Raw genomic sequence first — 17,681 nt, forward strand, 5'->3', positions numbered from 1 at the left:
ACGCCTGCAAGGGGAGGACTGACAGAGACTCCCCTTGCGGTGGGATGCGCTCCTCATCCCTTTCCCCTCACCTGCCACAGGGCGGCCGGACAGCTTTCATGAACATCTCAGCCACGTCACCTCTCGTTTCTGTCCTGCTCCTGCTGGTCTCCATGTCTTCCATCCAGGCCAGCGCCTCGCTTGCCAAAACCATCTTTCCCCTGGTGGGCCCGGCCGGCACCACAGCCTTGCGCCTGCTGGTGGCCTCCGCCATCCTGCTTGTGGTGATGCGCCCCTGGAAAAAAGCCATCCCCCGCAGTGCCTGGAAGGTCATCGCCGTTTTCGGACTGGCCACGGCAAGCATGAACCTCTGCTTTTACGAAGCCCTGAGCCGTATCCCGCTGGGGGTCGCCGTCGGTCTGGAATTCACCGGCCCCCTGACGGTAGCCATGCTCTCTTCCCGCCGCCTGGTGGACTTCATCTGGGTCATCCTGGCCGCAGCCGGCCTCGCCATCCTGCTGCCCCTGCGCCAGAGCGCGGACAGCATCGATCCGCTGGGCGCTGTGCTTGCCCTCTGTTCCGGCGTCTGCTGGGCGCTCTACATCATCTTCGGCAAAAAGGCAGGCAGCAGTCTGGACAAGTCCTGCGTGGCCCTGGCCATGCTCGTGGGCAGCTGCGCCATTTTCCCTGTAGGCCTGGCCTCCTCCGGCATGGATCTGTTCAGGCCCGAGATCCTGCCCCTGGCCCTGATCCTGGGTATTTTTTCCTCTGCCCTGCCCTACGGTGTCGAGATCATCGCACTGAAAAACCTGCCTTCGCGCACGTTCAGCATCCTCATGAGCCTGGAGCCTGCGCTTGCAGCCCTTTCCGGATTCCTCTTTCTGGGCGAACAGCTGAGCCTTGCCCAGTGGGCAGCCCTCTCGGCCATCATCAGTGCGTCCATCGGCTCCACGCTGACCATCAAAAAGCAATAACGCAACGCCGCCCATACGGGGAAGCAGCCTTTTCGGCCATCGACAGGAACGACGTACTTCCCGCACCGGCATCCCTTCCTCACCTGATGGCTCATAAGGCCTCGTCTTTTCCCGGGCGTGCCCTCTCTACGGGCGTCCGGGCACTGCTTTCTTCCTCTACCGGCTCTCCGATCAGGCCCCGGCATAACGGGGGGAACATCTGCGTACCAGCAGGCTAACGCCCACAAAAAAAGCGGGGACATCACGTCCCCGCCCTTTTCATACGTATTGGCAGATCCTAGAACTCTTCCGGCAACTGCAGCATTTCCTCATAGGTGAACACCGGCCCGTCCAGACACATATAGTGCGCACCCACCTTGCAGTGGCCACACTTGCCCACACCGCAGCGCATGTGGGTCTCCAGCGAGGTGAAGATGTCCTTGCCGTTCATGCCGAGGCCCAGCAGGTCGCGGGCCACCAGCTTGATGCGGCGCGGCGAGGCACACAGGATGGCCCGGGCATTGGCCCAGTCGAAATCCAGTTCCGGCAGCAGGTCGTTGATATAGCCCACATGGGCCTGAACGGCATCCGTCGGCTTGGCCAGGGCATACTGCACGGTCACACCGGGGATCTTGCTCCAGTCCTTCAGATCCTGCTTGTAGACCAGGCCCTCATAGCGCGTGGCGCTGGCGATGATGGCGATGCGGCCGTAGCGTTCCCGCTCCTGGAGCAGGCGCACGATGATGGTCCGCACAGGGGCAAGGCCCACGCCGGACCCCACCACCAGCACGTCCCGACCGGCGAAGGAACGGTAGGGGAAGCCCTTGCCGTAAGGTCCGCGCAGGCCGATGACATCCCCTACGCCAAGCTTGGCCAGGGCCGACGTCACCTTGCCCACTTTCTTGACGCAGAACTCGAACTGGCCGTCGTGCTGATCGCCGAAGGGGATGGACAGGGCCACTTCCCCCACGCCGAAGACCGTGACCATGAAGAACTGGCCCGTCAGGCGGAAGGTCTCGGCAAGGCGTTCATCCATGTAGCGGACCACATAGCGACGGATGTCCGGGGTCTCGTCATGGATGGCCACGATGCGCGCGGGATAGGGCGTGAACAGCTGGGGGTCGATGCGGGTGGACGCCCGCTCCGGGATGGAGACCGGCATGGGCTTGCGCTGCCCCTCGGGCGGGCAGTCCTTCACCACGGTATCGGCTATCTTGCGGATGTCGATGCCTGCGGGGCAGACGTCGATGCAGCGCCCGCAGCCCACGCAGCCTTTCTTGCCGAAGCGGTCCTGGATGTAGACCAGTTTGTCCATGATGCGGTGGCGCACGGCGGCAGCCTTGCTGCGCGGATTGTGCCAGCCGGCATTACGCGTAAAGCCAGCGGTCTGGCAGGAGTCCTTGACGCGGACGCGGCGGCCGGACTGGGCATCCAGACGTTCCTCGTTGAACTGGAAACAGGTGCAGGTCGGGCAAACGGCCGTGCAGCCCGTGCAGCGGATGCAGGTGGGCGTGATCTCTTCCCACACCGGATGGTCGAAGCCCTGCAGCAGGGCCGTACGGATCTGGGAAAGGTCGGGCAGCTTCTGGAAAGAGTCCCGGCAATCCTTTTCCAGCTCGCCCAGCCGGGCACGCAGAGCGGCTTCGGTCACGGGACGGAAAAAGACCATGGCCTGCCCCACAAGGCTCTCGCCCTTGTCCGTGGCGCATTCCACCCAGCACAGATCGCCGTCCAGCGTCAGCATCAGGTCAAAGCCACTGCGGGCAAAGGGGCCTGTGCCCGTGGCCGCGCAAAAGCAGCTTTTTCCGGGCGTACGGCAGTTCATGCCCACGATGGTGACGGCCTCGCGCCGCATGGAATAATTGATGTCCCGGTATTCGCCCAGGTAGAAATCATCCAGATATTCCAGAGCGGACACATCACAGGGGCGCATGCCGAAGATGACCGTCGGGGCCATGGCTTCCGCACCGGGCTCGGCCACATACGTACGTTCGTTGCCTTCCCAGCGGAACAGCACATCCTGATAGCCGTTCAGGACGTCCACCGGCGGCATGGCAAGGTTGGTATAGTCGAGGCACAGGCCCTTTTCCGGAACAAAGCTCTCCAGGCGCGTGGTCCCGTCCTGTTCCTTGCAGGGGCACAGCACACGGGAGCCTGACTGCCAGGCGGTCAGCAGGGCGGGCAGGTCCGCCGGATTCATGGTATAGTATGCGGACATGGCTTAGACCCTCTCCAGCCTGACGGCGCTGATTTTGTATTCAGGGGTTTTACTGACCGGATCCAGAGCGGTGCAGGTCAGCAGGTTGACCATGGCTTCGGCAAAATGCAGGGGAGCGAAGACCACGCCCTCGGGCACATCATCCGTGATGTGCATGCGCGAGACCACAGCTCCACGACGGCTGACCATGCGCAGGCGGGCGCCTTCGCGGATCTCCAGCTTTTTGGCGTCAGCGGGATTGATGTCCGTCACCAGCTCGGGCAGTTCACGCTCCAGCATGGCACAACGGCGCGTCATGGTCCCGGTCAGATAATGGGCATGGCGCATGCCGGTGCTGAGCAGGAAGGGATACTCCTCGTCCGGCAGTTCCGCCGGAGGCACATGCGGGATGGCGGCAAAAAGCCCCTTGCCGCGGGTGAAGCGCCCCTGATGCAGGATGGGCGTGCCGGGATGGTCAGGCGTGGGACAAGGCCAGCACAGGCTCTTCCCTTCCAGACGGGCATAGCTCATGCCGCCCATGTTGGGGGCCAGGGAGCAGATCTCGTCAAAGACCTCCGACGCCGAGGCGTAATGCATGTCATAGCCCAGCCGCCGGGACAAAGCCTGGATGATCTGGCCGTTGGTCCGCCCCGCCATGGGCGGGATGGCCTGGCGCACGCGCTGCACGCGGCGCTCGGAGTTGGTGAAAGTACCGTCGGTCTCCGCGAACGACGCACCGGGCAGGACCATGTGCGCCAGTTCCGTGGTCGGCGTGGGGAAGATGTCGAGGCAGAGCAGGAACTCCGCCGACGACAGGGCCTTCACCACATGGCCGGAATCCGGGTCGCTGACCACGGGATTCTCGCCCATGATGATCATGGCCTTGAGCTTGCCCTCCTGCAGGCCGTGCATCATCTCCATGGCCGTCAGGCCGCGGAAAGGCGACAGGGAGCGTCCCCAGGCCGCCTCGAACTTCAGGCGGGCCTTCTCGTCATCCACGAACTGGTAGCCGGGATAATAGTTGGGCAATCCGCCCATATCGCAGGCGCCCTGCACGTTGTTCTGGCCGCGCAGCGGGTTCACACCGGTACAGGGACGACCGATCTGACCGCAGAGCATGGACAGGTTGGCCAGGGAACGGACATTGTTCACGCCGCAGCGGTGCTGGGTGATGCCCAGGCAATAGACGATGGCACTGGTCTCCGAGCGGGCATAGAGCTCCGCCGCACGGAACAGGAGCTCACGCGGCACGCCGGTGACTTCCTCGGTCCGCTCGGGCGTCCATTCACGCAGGCTCTCGCGCAGCTCGTCGAAGTTCTCCGTGCGTTCCGCGATGAAGGCCGCATCGTGCCAGCCATTTTCATAAATGATATGCATCAGGCCGTTGACCAGCGGCACGTCCGTTCCCGGACGCAGGCGCAGGTGCACGTCCGCCAGGCGGGCAAGGTCCGTCCGGCGGGGGTCGGCCACGATGAGTTTGCCGCCCTCACGATGGCAATGCATGAGCCGCATGCCCACCATGGGATGGGCGACCGTGGTATTGGAACCGATCACAAACAGACAGCTCGCCTGCTCCAGCTCGTCGAAAGAGTTGGTCATGGCGCCGCTGCCGAACGAAGTGGCAAGACCTGCCACAGTGGGGCCGTGTCAGAGACGGGCGCAGTGATCGATATTGTTGGTCCCCAGCGCGCAACGGGTGAGCTTTTGCAGCAGATAGTTCTCTTCGTTGGTGCAGCGGGCGGAGGTCAGCACGCCGATGCTGTCAGGGCCGTACTGGTCACGGATGCGGGCCAGCTCCCCGGCGGCATGATCGAGGGCGCTTTCCCAGTCCAGGGACTGCCAGCCCTGCTCCGTCCGCAGCAGGGGCGTTTTCAGACGGTCAGGGTGCTGTATGAATTCATGCACGTTCCAGCCCTTGACGCACAGCTTGCCCCGGTTGACCGGGCTGTCGGGCGTGGGCACGGAACGCTGAATGCGGCCTTCCGCAGTTTCCAGGGTCAGGCCGCAACCGCAGCCGCAATACGGGCAGGTTGTCGCCGTGTGACGAATATCCATAAGTCTCTCCGCGATATCACATCATGTCCGGGCCGGGACGGCACGCCTTTGTCCGCCACACTCCGGCATGAGCCTTTTTTCCAGCTTTGGAGTGGAAAATTTTGTCGTTTTTTTCCATAAAAAAAGGTGCCCAACATGTCAAAGAGAAAGGCTTTCTTTTCTTGAAGACAGACCGGCACCACACAAGGAGACCCGCATGGACAACGCATCCCCCTGGCAAGCGATGGCCCGCGCCACGCAGGCAGAAGCCCGGGATATCGTGGCGGAACTGGACATCGAAGGACACTGGCGCCGGGCAGGCGCCGTGGTCCATGCCGTGGGCTCGTTCAGGACGGGCCTGCTGGTCCGGCACAGAGACATAGACTTCCATGTCTACACGCCGACTCTGGACCGCGACCTCAGCTTCCGTGTCATGGCGGCCCTGGCCAGTTCCCCCTATCTGAACAGCCTGCACTTCGTGGACGGCAGCGCAACAGAAGAACGCTGTCTGGAATGGCATGGCATCTGGCAACGCCCCGGCGGCGCCCCCTGGCAGATCGACATCATCCACATCGAGAGCGGCTCGACGTTCGACGGTTATTTCGAACGCTTTGCCGACCGTCTTTGCCGGCGCCTAGACGATACGACGCGGGATACCATCCTGCGCCTCAAATACGAGACGCCGGAAAACGAGAGCATCCACGGGGTGGAATACTATCAGGCTGTTCTGGAAGGCGGTGTGCGAACGCTGGACGAGCTGCGCCGCTGGCGTGCCGCGCATTCCCTGGACGGCGTGAACCTCTGGATGCCCTGAGGTTCGGCAGCCCCAGGCATAACGTATGAAAAAGGCGGTACCCTTCCCCATCCGGAACAGATACCGCCCTTTTTATGCTGCTATTGCTGCAATATCCGGACAAATTCCTTACCCTGCGCGCTTTGCAGGAACGCCGCCAGGGCATCCACCACCTGCTGGTCATACTTGAAAGGACGTTCGCGCAGGATAGCCAGAGCCGCCGGTTCGTCATGACGGCGCCGGTAGGAACGCGGACGCATCAGGGCGCAGAAGGTGTTGGCCACGGCCAGGATGCGGGCCTGCAGGCAGATGGCCTCGCCCTGCAGCTTCCGGGGATAGCCGGAACCGTCCATACGCTCGTGCATCTGCTCGATGGTCTGCAGGACAGGCAAGCCGAAATCTATGCCCCGCAGGGCCTCCACGGCATAATCCACATGCTTTTCCATCAGCAGGCGTTCCTCGGGCGTCAGGGGACCGGCCTTGGTCAGCAGCTCGTGCGGCAGACGGATCATGCCCACCTGAGACAGGCTGGCCGCCGTGCGCAGCGTGGACTCCAGCGCCGGATCGTCCTTGCCCAGCCAGGCCGCCAGATGGTAGGCGAGCTCGCCGGTGAGCCCGGACTGCCCCTTCAAATAGGGGTCCACCGCTTCCACCGCGTGGGTAAAGGCCTCGACGGTCTGGCGCAGCATGGTGGCAAGGCGCTGTTCCGCCTCCACATGGGCCGTGATGTCCCGATAGACCACCACGACGGTCCCTGATGCACCGTCTTCCGCGGCAAAGGGCAGGCACTGCACATTGAGGTGCACCAGCTTGCCCTCGACCAGCATGTCTTCCTGATCGGAAAATTCCGTCCCTGTCCGCCAGACGAATTCCACGTGGCGTTCCAGGCTCCGGGCCAGATAATCCGGAAGATGCCGTACCTGCATAAGGTGGAGCACCTCTCCCTGACAGCGGGCCAGACGGGCGAATTCCGTATTGGCATAGACGATGCGGCCTTCACCATCCACCAGGGCCAGCGCCGAATGCATGGCCCGCAGGACCGTATCCAGCAGGCAACGCTGCCGGGACATGGTCGCGTAGAGGTCTTTCAGCTCCCGCACCTCGCCCCGCTCCCGGCGGATGCCGAGCCACCAGTAGAACCAGACCAGGATCCCCGCCAGGCAAAGGAACAGCAGGCCGGCCATGGTCCAGACGCGCCAGGCCATGTCGTCCTGTTCCTGCCGGACGCTGTCCGCCCGGCAGGCCACGGCCGCATACCAGGACGTCCCCGGCACGGGCTGGCCGACCACAAGGCAGTCCATGGTTCCGGAAATGGCGGGCAAGACCATGTCCCGGGGCGTCATGTCCTGACCGAAGCCAGCAGGCAGGGTCACCAGGTTGAGGCTTGGACGTTCGCCCATGCCGATGGCCTGGACAAGGTCGCCGCCGGTCTCCAGCAGCAGGCTCATATAGCCCAGCTCGGAGGACTGGCCGCCCCCTCCCAGGAGCTTGCCGATATCACAGGTGACCAGCAGGATCCCCTGGGGCGAGTCGTCCGCCGAAACATAGCCCGGCGCCGTCACCGGACAGTAAAAATCCACCAGCAGACGTTCCCCCTGGAGCCGGACGGGCAGCATGCCCGCCCCGGACAAGGCTCCCTTGCTCCGGCGCTGCTTCAGCAGCGTCCTGGTATCCGCCTGCCAGCCCTGCCCCACCAGCATGACCGGTTCCAGGGTCCTGTCCAGCAGGGCCGCACCGGCAAAATCATGCCGGGAGATGAACTCGACAAATTTGCGATAGATGAGCGTGGCATGGGGCGATATGTCGCGCAGGGCCTGACGGTCCCGCGCATCAAGGCCGCTGTGCCGCCCATGCTCCTGTTCCGTCCAGGGGGTCTCCCCCAGCTCGCGCAGCAAGGCCACGGGCAGGTCCGTCTCCGCTATCTCCGCCGCCAGCAGACGCAGCATGTCGTAGCGGGCCATCTCCGCCACAGCATCGCGCTGGACACCGGTCCATACCGTCACCATGGCCGCTGCCGTGGACGTATAGGCGGAAAGCTGGCTGCCCGTCCTGTCGAGGATCTCGCGCTGTTCCGCACTGTTGAAGCGGGTGGCCCCGATGACCGTCAGGGCGAGCAGCAGTATCAGCCCTCCCAGCAGGGGCCGCAGTGACACACGTTCAGGATTGCGCATAGAAGCTCCGCACAGCAGGGATCAGCGCTCGGTAAGCGCGTTCTGCCTGGCTTTCATCACAGGTTTGAGGATATAATCGAGCACCGTCTTCTTGCCGATGATGATGTCGGCCACCACGATCATGCCCGGGATGATGGGCAGGATCTCGTCGTTACGCCGGATGGCCGTCTCTCCGGTACGGACTTTGATAAGGTAATAGAAATCGCCCTTTTTGTCTTCAATGGTGTCCGCGCTGATGGATTCCAGCTTGCCGGGCAGGCCGCCGTAGATGGAGAAATCATAGGCCGAGACCTTGATCATCACGTCCTGTCCGGGCCGCAAAAAGGCCACATCCTGCGGACGGACGCGCACCTCCACCAGAAGGCTCTCGTCCATGGGCACGATGTCCATGATGGCCTCGCCCGGCTTGACGACCCCGCCCACCGTATTGACCAGTATCTGCTTGACGCTGCCCCGCACGGGACTGCGTACTTCGGTGCGCGTCACGCGGTCGCCTCCGGCGGTCAGGGATTCCCGCACCGAGCCCAGCTCCGTGCGCCGCTTGTTGATCTCCTGGCTGATGGCCAGCTGCTCTTCCGCCACCCGGCTGCCGATGCGCTGCCGGGCCTCATCCATCATGGCCTGCGTCTTGGGGATGGCCGCGGCCAGCATATCGATCTCGCCCTGGGTCTGGATGATCTTCTGCTCCAGCCCCAGATAATCCATGCGGGAGTAGTTGTTGCGCTGCAGCAGGCGCTTGGCCGTATCCCGCTGCTCCGTCTCCAGCACCAGACTGCCGTCCAGCTGTTTTTTGCGTGCCAGCTGCTCCGCCACCTCGCTTTGCCGCTGGGCATACTGGGCCTCCAGCATGGAAAGCTCGGCCCGCAGTTTGGAACTTTGCGCCTTCCAGGTGTTCCGCTGGTCATCGACGATCTGACGGGCGCGCTCCACAAGGACGCCGTCCGGCTCTTCTCCCAGTATCTCCTTGAGGAAGACGGGCAGGTCACTGGGGAAGACAGGCTCCTCGTCACGCAGCATGGCCTCCAGCCGCATGATGGCCAGACGGTGTTCCACCAGCTTGTACAGGGCATCCCGGTACGAGCTCTCGGCCATGACGTTTTCCAGCTGGGCCACGACCTGCCCTTTTTCCACGACCTCGCCCTCCCGGACGAGCACGGCCTGGAGGATACCGCCTTCCAGGTTGGAGACCGACTGCGTACGCCGGGAGCCCACCACGGCCCCCTCGGCATGGGTCACTTCGTCGATGGGGGCCCAGGCGGCCCAGACGAGCAGCGCCACGACGAGCAAGGCCACCGCCGCGGACAGGGCACGGGCCGTGAACGCGGGCCTGCGGGACAGGGCCGCATCCACCTCGCTGGCATAATTGATGTCATCCGGCATCAGACCATGCAGGGGAGCGTCCAGAGCCGCGAACAGCTCCTTTCGCGTCATGGGCTTGTCTCCGGCGGACGATGCCTGGCTGAAGTTCTCGCGCAGGCGCGCCGCCATGCCGGTGGCGGGACGCTGCTCGTGCTCGGCATCCCCCACGAAGATCAGGCGGAACACCTGCAAGATGCGGGCGAACAACGAACGTTTCCGGGGCTGCCCGTCAGGTACGGGAGCCTCGGGAGGCAAAGACGAAAAGATATCTTCCGGCGGCCTGGTTTCAATACGGTCACCGCTCTGCGTCGCGGGATCCGGCTTACGGGCGTCCATCCATCCCCTCCTTCACGGCAGCGGCTCCCCCGGGGGCCTCCTGCCCTTTTTCCGGGGCAGACTTCCTGGCTGCGGCGGCGTTGTCGCGCAAGCGCTTCAGGATGGCGTCACGCGGCCCGAACATCCGCAGCCTGCCGTTCTCCATGACAGCCAGCTTGTCCACCATGCGCAGCATGCTCAGGCGATGGGTCACAAGGATCAGGGTCCGCCCCTGCGAGACGGCCGCCAGCCGCTGCTGCAGGCGCTGCTCGGAATCCGTGTCCATATTGCTGGTGGGCTCGTCCAAAATCAGCACCTCAGGATCGCGGACCAGCGCACGGGCAAGAGCCACCGCCTGCCGCTGCCCACCGGACAGGGCCTTGCCCTGCTCGCCGACCTGGGCCGCGAAACCGGCGGGATTGTTGCGGACAAAATCCGTCACCCCGGCAAGGGCCGCGGCCCGGAACACCAGATGGTCATTGATGGTGGGGTCCCCCAGGACGATGTTCTCACGGATGCTGCCATAAAACAGGACCACGTCCTGCGGCAACACGCCGATGCGCCCGCGCAGCTCCGTGGTCGGCAGCTGGCGCAGGTCCACGTCCCCGAATTTGATGCTGCCCTTCTGCGGCTGGTAAAAACCTGTCAGCAGCTTGGCCAGGGTGCTTTTGCCCGAGCCCATGGCCCCGATGATGCCGATTCGGTCGCCGGGATTGATGCGCAGGCTCACGTCCTCAAGGGCCAGACGCATGGAATTGGGATAGGCGAACGAAACGTTCTCCACGGTGAAGGAGGGCTGCAACTCGCCAAAATCCATGCAGGAGCTTTCCGACTGGTTTTCGGAAGGCAGCTCCATGAGCAGGTCGAGGGCCTGCAGGGCAACACGGGAATTCTGCAGACGGGTCAACAGGGAGGCCAGCTGCATCAGCGGCGCCATGGCCCGGCCCACAAGGATGTTGCAGCCGATGAGGGCTCCCATGGTCATCAGGCCTTCCGAGATCCGGTAGACGCCCCAGATGATCATGCTCACCGTGACCATATGGGTCACCAGGGTGGAGGCCGTCACGGCCAGACTGCTGTACCGGCGCGACTCCGCCGTCGATTTGGCGGAAAGCCCCACCACCGCCTCCCACAGGCGCTGCATCCGGCCCTCGGCCTGGCAGGCCTTGATGGTCTCCAGGCCGTTGACCATCTCCACGAGCAGGGCGTTCTTCTGCATGTTCTGCTTGTAGCTCTGCTCGGCGCAGCGCCGTGCCGCGGTCTGGAGGAAGAGCCCCAGCCCGATGAGGATGGGCATGGCCGCCAGCGGCAGGAAGACCATGGGCCCGGCGATGAAGGCTATCAGCAGCAGGAAGATGACCAGGAAGGGGACGTCGATGCAGGCCAGCAGCGAGGACGAACTGAAGAATTCGCGCAACTGCTCGAATTCACGCAAGTTGTTGACCAGCGAGCCCGTGGATTCCGGCTTGCTTTCCAGCCGCATGGTGAGGACCTTGTCCACCAGATTGCTGGAGAGCACGATGTCCGCATTGCGCCCGGCCACGTCCACGAAGTGCGTGCGCAGGGCCCGCAGCAAAAAGTCGAACAGATAAATGATGATCACACCGGAAGCCAGGACCCACAACGTCTCTATGGCATTGTTGGGCACGACCCGGTCGTAGACGTTCATGGCGAACAGGGGACTGGCCAGAGCGATGAGGTTGATGATGACGCTGGCCAGCGCCACATGCCGGTAGATGGGCGCATAATAGCGCAGCACGTCCCAGAACCAGCGTTTTCCCTTGGCCAGACGCAGCTTTTCCACATGCTCCTGCGGACGGCCGGGGACAGCCACATACAGGGCATAGCCGGTATATTCCTCCTGCAGCGCGTCCAGGGGCACCAGCTGGCTGGCGCTTTCCGTCTCCGGGAAGATGACTTCGGCCTGAGCCGTCTCGGCTCCGGTCTCGCCCGCCTCTGCCCCCGCCGGAGCTCCCGGCACCAGCCGGGTCAGGACACAGCTGCGGTTGCCGGACAACAGCAGGATGCAGGGCAACGTCAGGTTGGAGAGGTCAGCCAGCCGGGGACGATACAGCACGCTGCCCGTCAGGCCCGCCTTGCGGGCGACCCGCAGGCACGCCTGGGCCGAGACGGTACTGCCCGAAAGCCCGGCCAGCAGGAACTGGGGAGACAAGGCCTTGCCCCGGAGGCGGCACAAGGAGGAAAGACTGCGCAGCAAAGGCGGCATGAAATCGACATCGGAAGGCCGCAGGCCTCCGGCTGCCATTTCCGGGCCGCGTGTTTCCCCGGATCCGTTTTCCGACATATGAACAATCCTTTGACGTCCATCCTGTGGACGTCCTGTCGCAAAACAACAGGCAGAAGAGCTCTGCCTGTTGTCGCATCGAAACCCTCCCGGCAGACCAGGCTGCCGGAGCTGTCATGGGCTACCCGGGAAGCAGGGGCTCCCCGGTTACTTGAACCAGCCCATTTCAAAATCTTCGCCCTTGACGGGCTGGGCTTCCTTGGGCCCCGACTTGATCTCTTCCGCCGGGACCCCCATACGGGGCAGCAGGTCACCGGCCAGAGCGCACATACGGTAGGCGCCTACAAGGATATTGCCGCGGGCGGTCTCGGCCTGGCTGGCGGAATTGTAGAGTTCGTTCTCCGAATCCAGCACGTCCAGCAGGCTGCGCGTACCCAGCAGGAACTGGTCATGGTAGGCCTGCCGGGTGTAGGTATTGTTTTCCACGGCCTTGGTGTAGAACTTGTATTGTTCCTTGGCCGCCAGATAGTTGCTCCAGGTGGATTCCATGTCCAGGCGCAGGGTGTCCATGTAATCGTACAGGTTCTGCCGGGCCTCGCGTTCCCGCGCCGAGGCCGCGCGGATGCCTTCCACGTCGGCGCCGCTGTTGAACACGTTCCAGCGCACCGTGGCCAGGACATCGAAGCTGTAGACCCAGCGGTCACGGTCGCCGCCGCGGTCACTGTACTCCGGCCCGGCCTCTAGCTGGAAGGTCGGATACATGGCTGACTGGGCCAGTTCCTTCTCGCCCTTGGCAGCACGGATGTCCTGCAAATAGGCGGCCAGCTTGGGATTGTGCTTTTCCGCCATCTGGATGAAGGCCGCCGCGGTATCGGGCATCTCGGCCGGCATGGGCACCGCATCCAGCTTGCCGACCGTATAGATGCCGGTCAGGCGGGAATAGGTGGCATAGGCCACGCGCAGGGCGTCTTCCGCCTCGGCCAGGGCGGAATGGGCACGCTGCAGGCGCGATTCCGCCTGCGTCACATCGGCCTGGGTATCCGCCCCCATGCTGGCGCGGTCACGGGCCTGGGCCAGGATGGACTCATGCCGGGCCACGTTGTTGCGGGCCAGCTCCACCAGCTTGATACGGCGCAGCAGGTCGATGTGGGCGATGATGCCGTCCAGGGAAAGGGACATGGCCGTGTCGAAGATCCTGGCCTTGACGGAATCCAGGGTGGCCTGGGCGGCACGCACGCGGCTGCGCGTGGCAAAGCCGTCCCAGATGGGCTGCACCAGCTTGGCGGAGACACTGCCCACGCTCAACCACTGGTCATCGAGGTTCAGACCGCGGGACGTGGTATCGCTCAGGACACCCACGCCGATCTCCCCCGTGACGTCCACACGCGGGCCGAAGCCGGCACGGGCCTTGTTGAGCTCATGCTCCAGGACCGCACGGTTCTCCTTGATGCTCATCAGGCTGCGATGGTTGTGCAGCACACCGTACACGGTATCGTTCACTGTGATATGCGCTGTATTATTCCCCCGGGCCGGAGGCTCCTGACTCCATACCGCATCTGCCCACCAAGCGAGGAAAAGACATAAAGCAAAAGGTATTATCTTATTTTTCAGCATTAGGCTCACCCTCAAAAAAATGGAGTGAGTTGACTATATATATATATATATATATATAGTCAACATATTTTAGAGGATGTCCGGCATGTTTTTTGATTTTAAAAGGTGTGGTAATCTCGTCCCATGAAACAAACAGATTTTCGTGATGTGCCTGATGAGCTGTGGGAACGTATCGAGCCTCTCCTTGCCCCGTTCAAACGAAAAAGAAGCGGCGGCAGCAAACCGCTTGCGCAGCGCACGGTTCTGGCAGGAATCCTCTACAAATGCCGGACAGGATGCCAATGGGCCATGCTTCCCGCCTGCTATGGATCAAAAAGCACTGTCCACGAGCACTTCCAGCGATGGAACAAAGCTGGCATCATGGCGGAGATTTTTCGCATCCTTCTTGCTGAATATGGGGAAAAGGTCGGCGTCGACGCCCAATGGCAGGCTATGGACGGCACCTTGCTGCAAGCCCCGACGCGCTCTCAAAAAATCAGCGACTGAGGGCCTTGGACGCAACCCGACGGACAGGGGCCGAAGCGGCGGCAAGATACATCTCCATGTGGATGGTCAGGGTATTCCTCTGGGAGTGACAGTCACAGGTGCCAATGTTCATGACAGCCGCCTGATAGAAGCGACGCTGAAGAACTCCCGGGAAATGGGCGGCTGGTTTCTGGGGTCTGCCGTACGCCATCTCTGTCTGGACAAGGGCTATGACTACCCGCGAGTCAGCGAAGAAGTCTATGTAAACGGATTTGAGGAGCATATCCGCAGCCGGGGGGAAGAAGTTCGGGACCGCTGGAGGACTCCTGCCCACCGCTGGGTAGTAGAGCGGACATTCGCCTGGTTGAAGGGTTTTCGGAGCTTGCGTACTCGCTACTGTTGTTACCTCGTCAATTTTATGGGGCTACTTTACCTTGCTTTGGCCTGTATCCTTTGGAGAAAACTGGTATAGCAAGATGTATGCCGGACATCATCTTAACGAGCAAAATATCTAAAAATACATATAGTAACCGTATAATTGCAAAGGCTCTACATATCTCGACAAGGATCGTCCCCCGCAGTACAAAAACGCATCCCCGTATTCCCAGACATCAGCCTTCCGGCGGTTTTCCCATGCTTCCTGTGCGCTCCGTTCCCATATCCTGCCCGGCCCGGTCTCCCCTCCGGTCTCCGGTCATACGCCCGCACCGGATCGCATGCATCTCCGCCTGCCTTGCCGTTTTTCTGGTCTGTCTGTTCGGCATCCTCCCGGCGCAGGCCGCCTCCATCCCCCTGTTCGGGACCGTGGAGTTCCGGCGCCCTCTCGACAGCCTGCCCGCCTGGGCTGAGGTCCGCCGCATGAACGAGCTGGAGCCCATCTTCGTCAGCGGCAAGGTCTTCACCCGGACCGCCACCTGGGATTCCTTCAAACAGGGGGCGCAGGGCAAAAGCGGCATGGAACTGCTGCGCTATGTCAACACGTTCTGGAACCGCTTTCCTTACCGTGAGGATATCATCAACTGGGGCAAGGCCGACTACTGGGTCTGGCCCAACCTGTTCCTCAAAAAATCTGGCGACTGCGAAGATTACGCCATCGTCAAATATTTCACGCTCAAAGAGCTGGGCATGGATACGGACAAACTGCGTATCGTTGTCCTGCGCGATACCCTGCGCCGCCTGTCCCATGCCGTTCTGGCCGTCTACATGGACAAGGACATCGTCATCCTGGACAACATCAGCAATGCCATCCTGCCCCAGGGGCGCCTGCGACATTATGTCCCGCAGTTCTCGTTCAACGAGAAGTCACGCTGGGCCCACATGCGAGGCAAAAAAACAAACGAGTAGCCCATGAACACTCCCGACCCCGACTTCCCTGCCAAGCCGCATCATTTCATGAGCAAACGGCTGGGCATCAGCCTCGTGCTTTTCGTACTGGTCCTGCTGCTCTCCTATGCCCTGTGTTCCCTGCAGGTCGACCGGAGCACCCAGGCCATCCTGGCGGACAAAAACCGCTTCCTCCTGTCCAAGATCGATACCATGCAGATCCGCCTGCAAGACTGGCGGCGGACCATGCTGGAACAGACCAACACGCTGGCCCTTTCGGAGAGCGTCCGCCTGTTCGCCGCGGACATGGCCGCCCTGCCCTCCGACCTGCTGGACAATAGCTCCCGCACCGCCGCTCCCGGATCCGACAGCGACCAGCTTTCCTTGCAGGACCAGCGCGAACACATGCAGCAGCTGCTGGCGGACATCGCCTACCAGAACGATCTTGACCGCATCCGCATGTTCCTGCCCGGTGGCCGCAAGATCGTGGACAGCGCCTCTGACGCTGCCGACAACTACGACGACGATCTTCTCGTCCGGCAGGCCGTCACATCGAGGACGCTTTCCTTTGGCGCCATCCACAAGCATGATGACCACTTTGCATTGCAGGCCGGTGCCCCCCTGTTCGAGATCAGCGGCAAGGACAGGCCCCGTGTCGTCGGCTGCCTGCTCCTGTGCTTCCCCATGGACGCGGCCCTGACGAACATCCTCCAGGACAAGGAAAGCCAGCTCAGGCTGGTGGATCTTTTCCCGGACAGGAGCAGCGTCTTTCTGCTGCGGGAGGACGCCCTGCAACAGCTCCCCCTCCGTGCAGGCGTGGCCGGCACCCATTCGCTGGACTTCAAAAAGCGTCCTGCCCTGGCCGAAGGGGATGACGTCTATTCCCTGGCCTTCATTTCCTCGCTGCCCAATACGCTGATGCTGGTGGCCTCCCTGCCCGCCGCGGACATCGACCGGGAGATCCTCCACAAATCCATGCAGATCTATGCCGTCGGCCTGCTGACCAGCCTGGGGATCGGCCTGCTGCTGGCCTTCGGGGTCTCCTGCCTGGTGGGGCGGGCCCACCGGGCTTCGGCCGCCTACTTCAAGGCCCTGTATACGGTCATCCGCGACCAGAAGCAGGTGCTGGACAGCGTCAATGATTCCATGCGCCTGGGGCTGGTCCTGTTCAGTGCCACGGACGGCGTCCGCATCTTCAACCCCGAATTTGCCAAGATCTGCGGCGGCATCCCGCAGGATGAGCTGGCCGGCAAGTCCCTCAGGGATCTCTTCCCCCAGGAGGACGCCGACAAATTGCAGGCAGGCATCGAACGCAAGATCAAGGAACCGTCCTTCGACGGCGTGGAGCTGGCCCTGCCCGGTACTGACGGCAAGGAACATCTTTACAGGGTCTCCCTCTATGTTTTTCTGGACAGGCAGGAGCAGGACCCCGCCAAGGAAGCTCCCCTTCCCGGAAGCGTCGTGGCCATCTTCAAGGATATCACCCGCTTCCGCCGGCAGGCCCAGAAAACCCAGGAACGCCAGCACCATCTTATGGAAGCCCTGGTGCGCGCCGTGGAATATGTGGACCCCAACCTGGTGGGCCATACCCGGAAGATGCGGCATGTGGCGGAGCTGCTGGCCCGGCATATGGAGCTGGACAATACGGCTGTCCTGACCCTGCGCATGGCTTCCCAGCTTTCGCAGATCGGCAAGATCTTCGTACCGCACCACCTGCTGCGCAAAAGCGGCAAGCTCACGCCCGAGGAGCAGCAGGCCGTACTGCAGTCTTCGGAGTATGCCTTCCGCGTCCTGTACGGGATCAACTTCGGGCTGCCTGTTCCCGAAGCCCTGCACGACATGAACGAAAAATTCGACGGCAGCGGTCCGCGGGCCCTGAAGGGCGATCAGATCAATCCCCATGCCCGCCTGCTGGCCGTGGTCAACGCCTTTTGCTCCATGGTCAGCGACCGGGCCTACAGGCAGGGGATGCCCATCGGCCAGGCCCTGGACATCCTGTCGGCCAGCCCCGCCTTCGATCCCGCCATCGTGCTGGCATTACGGGAGATACCCGCGGAGGACCTGCGCTCCGCCCTGGCCGGGGAAGACAGCCCTTCCCGGGCCTAGACTGAAGATCACCCAAGGGGACGACGTGAAAACGCCGTCCCCTTGTCATACTCTCTGCCGGAAGCGTGCGTATCCTTTTTCCCGGAAAAATGTTTTTGACATCCCCGCAAGAGCTGACGTATTTTGA

The 17,681-nt window shown here is 62.6% G+C and carries 12 protein-coding genes; 6 read left to right on the plus strand and 6 right to left on the minus strand.

The annotated features are described in order from the left end of the window. Positions 1–98: 98 nt before the first annotated feature. On the plus strand, positions 99–953 hold the full coding sequence (locus Q4I12_RS11815; RefSeq protein ID WP_297137118.1) for an EamA family transporter: 855 nt from the start codon (positions 99–101) through the stop codon (positions 951–953). Positions 954–1,230: 277 nt separating this feature from the next. On the opposite strand, the gene Q4I12_RS11820 is transcribed toward Q4I12_RS11815, so the two are convergent. After that, positions 1,231–3,150, minus strand: coding sequence for a 4Fe-4S dicluster domain-containing protein (locus tag Q4I12_RS11820; protein WP_302261658.1), 1,920 nt, complete (start codon positions 3,148–3,150; stop codon positions 1,231–1,233). Positions 3,151–3,153: 3 nt separating this feature from the next. After that, positions 3,154–5,184: a formate dehydrogenase subunit alpha gene (gene fdhF, locus Q4I12_RS11825; protein WP_168936512.1), complete on the minus strand. Its 2,031-nt coding sequence runs from the start codon at positions 5,182–5,184 to the stop codon at positions 3,154–3,156. 196 nt (positions 5,185–5,380) lie between these two features. Between fdhF and Q4I12_RS11830 the strand changes: the two genes are divergently transcribed. Beyond that, positions 5,381–5,977: a nucleotidyltransferase family protein gene (locus Q4I12_RS11830; RefSeq protein WP_297158390.1), complete on the plus strand. Its 597-nt coding sequence runs from the start codon at positions 5,381–5,383 to the stop codon at positions 5,975–5,977. Between the two features lie 80 nt (positions 5,978–6,057). Here Q4I12_RS11830 and Q4I12_RS11835 read toward each other — a convergent pair whose 3' ends face one another. The 4 genes from Q4I12_RS11835 to Q4I12_RS11850 all read right to left on the minus strand — a co-directional run bounded on the left by Q4I12_RS11835 (position 6,058) and on the right by Q4I12_RS11850 (position 13,546). Then, positions 6,058–8,127, minus strand: coding sequence for an HD-GYP domain-containing protein (locus Q4I12_RS11835; RefSeq protein ID WP_302261661.1), 2,070 nt, complete (start codon positions 8,125–8,127; stop codon positions 6,058–6,060). A gap of 21 nt (positions 8,128–8,148) precedes the next feature. Further along, on the minus strand, positions 8,149–9,822 hold the full coding sequence (locus tag Q4I12_RS11840; RefSeq protein ID WP_302261663.1) for an HlyD family type I secretion periplasmic adaptor subunit: 1,674 nt from the start codon (positions 9,820–9,822) through the stop codon (positions 8,149–8,151). After that, positions 9,809–12,106 (minus strand): type I secretion system permease/ATPase, encoded by a 2,298-nt coding sequence (locus Q4I12_RS11845; protein ID WP_302261664.1) that lies wholly within the window; start codon positions 12,104–12,106, stop codon positions 9,809–9,811. The genes Q4I12_RS11840 and Q4I12_RS11845 overlap by 14 nt, the downstream gene beginning before the upstream one ends. A gap of 147 nt (positions 12,107–12,253) precedes the next feature. After that, positions 12,254–13,546 (minus strand): TolC family outer membrane protein, encoded by a 1,293-nt coding sequence (locus Q4I12_RS11850; protein ID WP_302261665.1) that lies wholly within the window; start codon positions 13,544–13,546, stop codon positions 12,254–12,256. Between the two features lie 237 nt (positions 13,547–13,783). Here Q4I12_RS11850 and Q4I12_RS11855 point away from each other — a divergent pair, with 237 nt between their 5' ends. The 4 genes from Q4I12_RS11855 (at position 13,784) to Q4I12_RS11865 (ending at position 17,554) form a co-directional block, all read left to right on the plus strand. Continuing rightward, positions 13,784–14,146, plus strand: coding sequence for a transposase (locus tag Q4I12_RS11855; RefSeq protein WP_302259935.1), 363 nt, complete (start codon positions 13,784–13,786; stop codon positions 14,144–14,146). After that, the gene (locus tag Q4I12_RS13995; protein WP_367891474.1) at positions 14,055–14,597 is read left to right on the plus strand and encodes an IS5 family transposase; all 543 of its coding nucleotides are present in this window, start codon (positions 14,055–14,057) and stop codon (positions 14,595–14,597) included. The genes Q4I12_RS11855 and Q4I12_RS13995 overlap by 92 nt, the downstream gene beginning before the upstream one ends. Positions 14,598–14,983: 386 nt before the next feature. Beyond that, positions 14,984–15,469: a transglutaminase-like cysteine peptidase gene (locus Q4I12_RS11860; RefSeq protein WP_302261667.1), complete on the plus strand. Its 486-nt coding sequence runs from the start codon at positions 14,984–14,986 to the stop codon at positions 15,467–15,469. Positions 15,470–15,472: 3 nt separating this feature from the next. After that, entirely contained in the window at positions 15,473–17,554 is a 2,082-nt protein-coding gene (locus Q4I12_RS11865; RefSeq protein WP_302261668.1) for an HD domain-containing phosphohydrolase, read from the plus strand. Positions 17,555–17,681: the final 127 nt, after the last annotated feature.

Origin of the sequence: Desulfovibrio piger, from assembly GCF_951793255.1 — a bacterium.
GTDB lineage: Bacteria > Desulfobacterota > Desulfovibrionia > Desulfovibrionales > Desulfovibrionaceae > Desulfovibrio.